This window comes from Hymenobacter terrenus (assembly GCF_000972495.1).
Taxonomy (GTDB): domain Bacteria; phylum Bacteroidota; class Bacteroidia; order Cytophagales; family Hymenobacteraceae; genus Hymenobacter; species Hymenobacter terrenus.
Map to the genome: position 1 here is coordinate 1 of NZ_LATM01000070.1, position 6,320 is coordinate 6,320.

Annotated in this window: 5 protein-coding genes and 3 pseudogenes; 3 read left to right on the forward strand and 5 right to left on the reverse strand. The window is 54.4% G+C overall.

The features are described from left to right. Window positions 1-63: 63 nt before the first annotated feature. Both WX88_RS32275 and WX88_RS32280 read right to left on the reverse strand, forming a co-directional pair. Window positions 64-264 (reverse strand): annotated as a pseudogene (locus WX88_RS32275) (transposase); the annotation flags it as partial. 162 nt (window positions 265-426) lie between these two features. Beyond that, window positions 427-702 carry a transposase gene (locus WX88_RS32280; protein WP_394331769.1) on the reverse strand — a complete coding sequence of 92 codons (276 nt, stop codon included), beginning with the start codon at window positions 700-702 and terminating at the stop codon, window positions 427-429. A gap of 308 nt (window positions 703-1,010) precedes the next feature. Here WX88_RS32280 and WX88_RS26235 point away from each other — a divergent pair, with 308 nt between their 5' ends. The 3 genes from WX88_RS26235 to WX88_RS32285 all read left to right on the forward strand — a co-directional run bounded on the left by WX88_RS26235 (window position 1,011) and on the right by WX88_RS32285 (window position 3,868). After that, window positions 1,011-1,796 carry an SDR family oxidoreductase gene (locus WX88_RS26235; protein ID WP_046247399.1) on the forward strand — a complete coding sequence of 262 codons (786 nt, stop codon included), beginning with the start codon at window positions 1,011-1,013 and terminating at the stop codon, window positions 1,794-1,796. A gap of 91 nt (window positions 1,797-1,887) precedes the next feature. Continuing rightward, window positions 1,888-2,613 carry a glycosyltransferase family 2 protein gene (locus WX88_RS26240; RefSeq protein ID WP_046247400.1) on the forward strand — a complete coding sequence of 242 codons (726 nt, stop codon included), beginning with the start codon at window positions 1,888-1,890 and terminating at the stop codon, window positions 2,611-2,613. Window positions 2,614-3,556: 943 nt separating this feature from the next. Further along, window positions 3,557-3,868, forward strand: coding sequence for a DDE-type integrase/transposase/recombinase (locus WX88_RS32285; protein ID WP_156176469.1), 312 nt, complete (start codon window positions 3,557-3,559; stop codon window positions 3,866-3,868). Between the two features lie 105 nt (window positions 3,869-3,973). Here WX88_RS32285 and WX88_RS29735 read toward each other — a convergent pair. From WX88_RS29735 to WX88_RS29225, 3 genes and pseudogenes are all read right to left on the reverse strand, one after another. Beyond that, window positions 3,974-4,754: pseudogene (locus WX88_RS29735) on the reverse strand (IS5 family transposase). A gap of 250 nt (window positions 4,755-5,004) precedes the next feature. Beyond that, on the reverse strand, window positions 5,005-5,544 hold the full coding sequence (locus WX88_RS26260; protein WP_046247402.1) for a carbohydrate binding domain-containing protein: 540 nt from the start codon (window positions 5,542-5,544) through the stop codon (window positions 5,005-5,007). 523 nt (window positions 5,545-6,067) lie between these two features. Beyond that, window positions 6,068-6,199, reverse strand: a pseudogene (locus WX88_RS29225) (IS3 family transposase); the annotation flags it as partial. Between the last annotated feature and the right edge of the window lie 121 nt (window positions 6,200-6,320).

Here is a 6,320-nt window from a genome sequence, read left to right on the forward strand (position 1 = left end):
AAATTCCTGCCCGGAAAATTTACCATCACTCTTTGGGACTATACACCTAGGTTGTACGGACAATTAACGGAGCCATAAAATGGCTGAGACGAACTTTCCCATTCTCAGAAAGCTGCTGGCCGTTTTGTCGTAGCGCGTAGCCAGCCGGCGAAACGGTTTGAGGCGACTAAAAAACCGTTCAACTTTACTGCGGTCGCGGTACAGGTTGCGGTCGATAAGCCGAATAAGGGGGCGGGCAATCGGCCTGTTGACCGGGCCCGAGCACGACGTGCAACGGGTTGCCCAACGCGTCGACCAAGGCGTGGATGTTGGTCGTCAGCCCGTCGCGGCTGCGGCCGAGTGCCTCGTCGCCGGCGCAGCTTTTTTTCGGCTGCCCGCCGCCTGCGCGTGGGCCCGCACCACGGTTGAATCGCGCATCACCCCATCTCAATCGAGTTCTTGCACGGCCTCGAACAAGCGCTGCCAAATGCCTTGTTGGGCCCAGCGCCGGCGGCGTTTGCCCAGCGGGTCGTGCTTGCCAAAGCCGCCCGGCAGCGTGCGCCAGGCGCACCCGTGGCGCGCCACCCAAAATACGGTGCTGAGAAAAAGCCAGTTATCGGCGCCGGTAGGGCCAACGTTACCTGCTTTACCAGACAAATGCGGCGCCAAAGCGGCCCAAGCACGGTCACTAATCTCATCAATACTAGTCCCGAACGCAAAGATAGTTGTCCGTGCAACCTAGTACACCAAGCAGAGGTGATACCTAGACATTGTGCAAAATGAAAAGCGGATGTGGGTACTTCAATTATGTATGTAGTACTGAGGGCACCTTGGAAAGGTGAGCCAACATTTATATGGGCAGTGAGTGGACGATTTTATTAAGCAGAACTAAAAGGATTCTGTTATCAATACATTTGCTTTGAAATTCTATGTGAATTAGCTGCGCAATTTTACACTTTTACATATTAACTTTTCCGGCCAGCTTATCCGAGTAGTGCTTCCTTGCTCAGGATACAAATTTGACTTCATAAATGAACCTCTTTCCTTATTATGCTCTTGTGGGTGGCTCCACCCAAGGCATTGGCCGGGCCATTGCCGAGGCTCTCGCTGCACAAGGAGCAACCATTACATTACTGGCGCGCGATGCCGAACGGTTACGCGAAGTAGCCGCCATGCTGCCTACGCCCGCCGGCCAGCGGCATAATTTTATCGCCGCTGATTTTACGGCCCCCGAGATTCTGGCTGCCACTGTGCGCGCATATCTGAGTTCTTCAGGTACGCGCTTCGACATTTTGGTAAATAACACGGGCGGCCCTCCTGGTGGCCCTATCTTGGAAGCTACACCCGACGATTTCCGTGCTGCTTTCGAGCAGCATCTGGTGGCCAACCACTTACTGGCCCAAGCTGTGGTGCCCGCTATGCAGCAGGCTGGTTTTGGACGTATCATCAATATTATTAGCACGTCAGTAAAAGTTCCGTTGCCGGGCTTAGGAGTTAGTAATACCATCCGCGGTGCTGTAGCCAGTTGGGCCAAAACACTAGCCAATGAGCTTGGTCCACAGGGTATCACCGTGAACAACGTGCTGCCTGGCGCTACCCTAACTAAGCGTCATACTTCGCTCATCGATAAAAAAGTCGCCCAAACAGGTCAGTCTACCGAGGCTATTGAAGCCGAAATGTTGAAGCTAATTCCGGCTCGACGTTTCGGATTGGCTGAAGAAGTGGCAGCGGCTGTAGTCTTTCTAGCCTCACCAGCAGCCGACTACATCACCGGCACCAGCGTACCAGTGGACGGCGGACGTACGGGTAGTTTGTGAAATGCGCCGCGGCTTGAGTCATCTTATTGGCTATGCTGCGCTTGAAGCACTTGGCTTTATTACTTTTGCCGAACGCTAACCGCCGCCTGTTTTGGTAAAATTCGACAGCCTTTCCATCGTCATCCCGGTTTATAACGAAGCTCGCACCATCCACCAGATTTTGGATTTACTGCGCGAACTGAAACTGGTAGACAATATCAGCAAGGAAATTATCCTTGTCAATGATTGCTCCACCGATGCTTCGGCCGATACTATTCGAACCTACGCGGCACGCTACCCCGAACTTGGCTTACGCTTGTTGGAGCACGCTGTGAATCAAGGTAAGGGCGCGGCCCTGCACACCGGTATTCGGGAAGCCACCGGCGACTATGTCGTCATTCAGGATGCTGATCTGGAGTACGATCCTGAAGAGTATAATTTGCTGATTAAACCTGTTCTGAAAGGCTTTGCTGATGTGGTTTTCGGTTCGCGTTTTATGGGAGGTAACCCGCACCGTGTGCTCTTCTTCTGGCACAGCATCGGCAATCAAATGCTAACGTTTCTGTCGAACATGTGCACCGATTTGAACCTCACCGACATGGAAACCTGCTACAAGCTTTTCCGGCGCGATATCATCCAGCGCCTCCGCTTGGAAGAGAAACGCTTCGGCTTTGAGCCGGAGGTAACCGCTAAAATAGCTCGCATACCAGAGGTTCGCATCTACGAAGTAGGTATCAGTTATTATGGTCGCACCTATGCCGAAGGCAAGAAAATTGGCTGGCGTGATGGATTCCGGGCCATTTTCTGCATTGTCAAGTACGGACTGCTTGGGCAGTAGGACCTGCACCGCTGTACCACCGCCCAAAAAGTACTGTACAAGCTATTAATAATACTAATAATCCGTATAAGTATTAGGACACAACCTATCCGGTAAACTCCTTAAGGCCTAACCCCTACGAATAGGGAAGCGGGTTCACCCGAAAAGACAGTTGCACCACATAATCCGTATGTAAGTCAATGATTTTCGGGCTTCTTCATGAAGATGAACAGGTGGTGAAAACAGTTGAGCCCGGAATAGGTGTATTTCGACGCCACAGTAACGGGCTTTCGACCCCAGAATTCTCACCACGCAGCCGAATGTAGGCCCTGTCGCCCAACGCCTTTATTTCTTCCCACACTTGGCCATATTCGTCGCCCGTTTCTTCTGTCATGACAGCCAAAAAGAGCGGAACGCCGCCCGATAAACAACGTAAATACGACGAGGGGTTTCAGGCCGATGCCCTGCCCCTGGCCAGCGAGAGCCGCCATCCGGCAGTCGGATCATACCCGGTAGGGCATCAGTCTCAAGTGGCTCTACCACTGGCAGTAGGGTCAGATTGTAGCCGAGGTCGGCAGTGAAGAAATGGTGCGTGACCCGGAGGTACGGGCCCGGCACACCCACCTCAAACTGGCCGAGCAGGAACTGGATATTTCAGGCCCAGGGTCACGTCGTGGGCCGCTGGCGCATCCGCTGCTTGCTCCACGCCCACGGGCTACGCGCCCTCATCGGGTACGACCCAGCAGCCTCAGGTTTGTGCTCCGCACGACCGATTCCGACCCAGCCGTGCGTGCCGCGCCCAACCGCTTGCTCGACCAGCCGGCCCCACGGCCCTCAACCGGGTGTGGGTGGGTCGTACCTGGTAGGGCGCCGGCTGGCTGTACTTGGCCAAATGGCTCGGCTGTTGCTCGTGCAAAGTCGTGGACTTTGGTGCCGCGGCGGCACATAGGATGTGCGCAAAACCATGCCCGAGGACCTCGTGAGCGAGGCCCTGTGCTGGCTCCCAGCCGGGCTCATGGTGCACTCCGACCAGGGCAGCCATTATGAGATCGTGCAATTCAAGGATTTACTCGCCGGCCACGGTGCGCTGCAAAGCATGAGCCGCCGGGGCAATTGCTACGACAACGCCCACACTAAATCGTTTCGGAGCCGCTTTAAGGCCGAATTGCTTGATGGCGGCCACTTCCCCGTACTGGCCGAAGCCACGCTCGAAGTCAGCCATCGCCTACTACAATGCCGAACGACGCTATTCCGCCCTCGGCTACCACTCACCTAACTACTTCGAAACCCACCTTCAAGTAACGTCTCAACTCTGGCCGGCTTAGCTAGATCACCTCAAAAATACCGGTTTACACCCAACTAGTGGCTCTAGGGCGTGTTCTCAAATTAGGTAGAGGGTAATGGCTCGTAGTTGAACGAAGGCGGCGTAGGAATCGGCCAGTTTATCGTAGCGGGTAGCGATAGGCCGGAACTGGTTGAGGCGGTTGATGCGCCGTTCAACCTGATTGCGATCGCGGTAGGTCAAGGGGTCGAGATGGGGCGGCTGCAGGCGGTTGGGGCGCGGTGGAATCACGGCCACCGCGCCGGTTTCGGCGATTTGGGTCCGCAAGGCATCCGAATCGTAAGCCGTATCGGCTAGCACCTGCCGGGCCGGGGCCAGTAACGGGGTGAGCAGGTCGGCCGCTTGCGGGGCATCGCCGGCCTGGCCCGCCGTCAGGGCAAAGGCCCGCAAGCCGCCCGCCCCGTCACCGGCCACGTGCAACTTGGTCGAAAAGCCGCCCCGACTACGCCCGAGGGCCTGCGGGCCTTTTTTTACGGGCCCCAGCCGCGTGCTGGTAGGCCCGCGCGGTGGTTGAATCGAGTTGCACTTGCCGCTGGCGCGGGCTGGGCACGGCGTGGCCGGCCGCCTGGAGCGCGGCCAGCACCTGGGCCCACACGCCCCGGCTACGCCAACGGCTGAAGCGCACGAATACCCGGTGCCACGGCCCCAGGTGCGGGGGCAGGTCCCGCCACGGCAGGCCCGTACGCCCGACCCAGCGCACAACTTCGACAAAGCCCCGGTTGTCTCTGGCCACCACCCCGCGCCGGCCCGCGCGGCCGGGCAAGAGGGGTGAAATCAGCGCCCAATGAGTGTCGGTGAGCAGCGTGCGGTCGGTGTTCATCTTGAAAAGAAGCCTCCTACGATTTTATCCCCGCTAACGTTCTTGAGAACACGCCCTAGACTGTGCGCAGTCCGAAGAAGGGAGCATCGAGTTCCTGTCGGCCCGGAGCGCGGGGACGGTGGCCATCTAGCAGGTGCGCTTTGGACAGGTGGGGCGACAATCACTCTCAAAGCGTATCCGAAATGCTGACCCCTTGAAATAGTAGCTAGTTTACAAAACCTTACGTCTTGTAACCTGCTCGGATAGCTTATTACTCGATGCGTGAAATCTCTAGGTCGTCCAAGTAAGCTGGTTGAGCACTGTCGTTGCGCCAGAGATAAACCAACATTTGGTCTGAGGCGGTGGCCGTTTCAGGAATCACTATCTCCTTCTCCACCTTCACCCATTTATTATACGAGTTGGCCGCCTTCAACAAATTTATGCCTTCCCATAATATAGTTTTATTGGCTTGTGGATTTTTAACATCCGCCAACACCGTCACTAACACAGCATTGGTTTTATCATCAGGCAAAAATACCCACCCTTGCACCTTCACTTTACGCAGCCGGCCAGAGCTTATTTTACCAAGTAAGTTATTATAACCCATGCTAAAATCGTTGCCAACACTTACTTTGACCGAATAGCTGCCTGAATGAGCTTTTTCCTTGGTAAGACTAGGCACTTGGGCTCCGGCTAACCAGCCGTCAACACTTTCAAAGTCGTTGTAAGCTAAAGAATTTGCTGATTTGTAAGATTGTTCGCCGCAGGCTGCCAGCGTTAGCGCTAAGCAGGAGTAAATAATTTTTTTCATTAAAAGGTGCTAAATATTAAGGTCGACAAAGTTACACCGGAATGAATGTTACCGATTGCCAATTGTCCCTTTATTTGACCTGAAAAATGGATAACACTCTTTTACCCGAACGCCGAAGCGTGTAAGAAGCAGTTGGGAACTTCTCGTAGGGATATACCTTCCAACGAAAGGTTGTTAGAAAGTAATCAGCTTCTTTATAATCTGCTACCACCTCCAGCCGCGTCCGATCAGCATTGCTTAGTAATAGACGGTTAGCGTCGAGAAGCTCTCGCCTTTGACCGCTTACCCGAATATGCGGTCGGCTATCGTGCTGAACCAGCAATTCTAGGCCCTGCCAGTAGCTGAGCATCCAATAATTCATCTCATAATGCTATTCAAGATAAGGACCAGATAGAAAATTGAAGTATACATTTTGCAAGGGATGAAGGACTACCATTTGCCCAGCCGTAACCAAAAGAGAAATCCCAAACTGAAGTAACACAGCCAGTACCATGGTTGCTTTATGCTCACTGGGGTGGTCTAGCTAAGCCGGACAGAATTGGGTTTCGAAGTGATTGGGCGCTTGGTAACCGAGCGAAGAATGCCGTCGTTCGGCGTTATAATAGGTGATGTAGTGGCTGATTTCGAGCGTGGCCTCGGCCAGCCCGGGAAAGCAGCCTCTGTCAGAGCAACGGCTTTCCTATCACAAGAAAGACTCATACCACCGCTTCTGACCACAAGATGGGAGTTAACCTAGCTTGTATCGTCCCAGCGTGAGGTGGGTCGGGTCTTGGGTA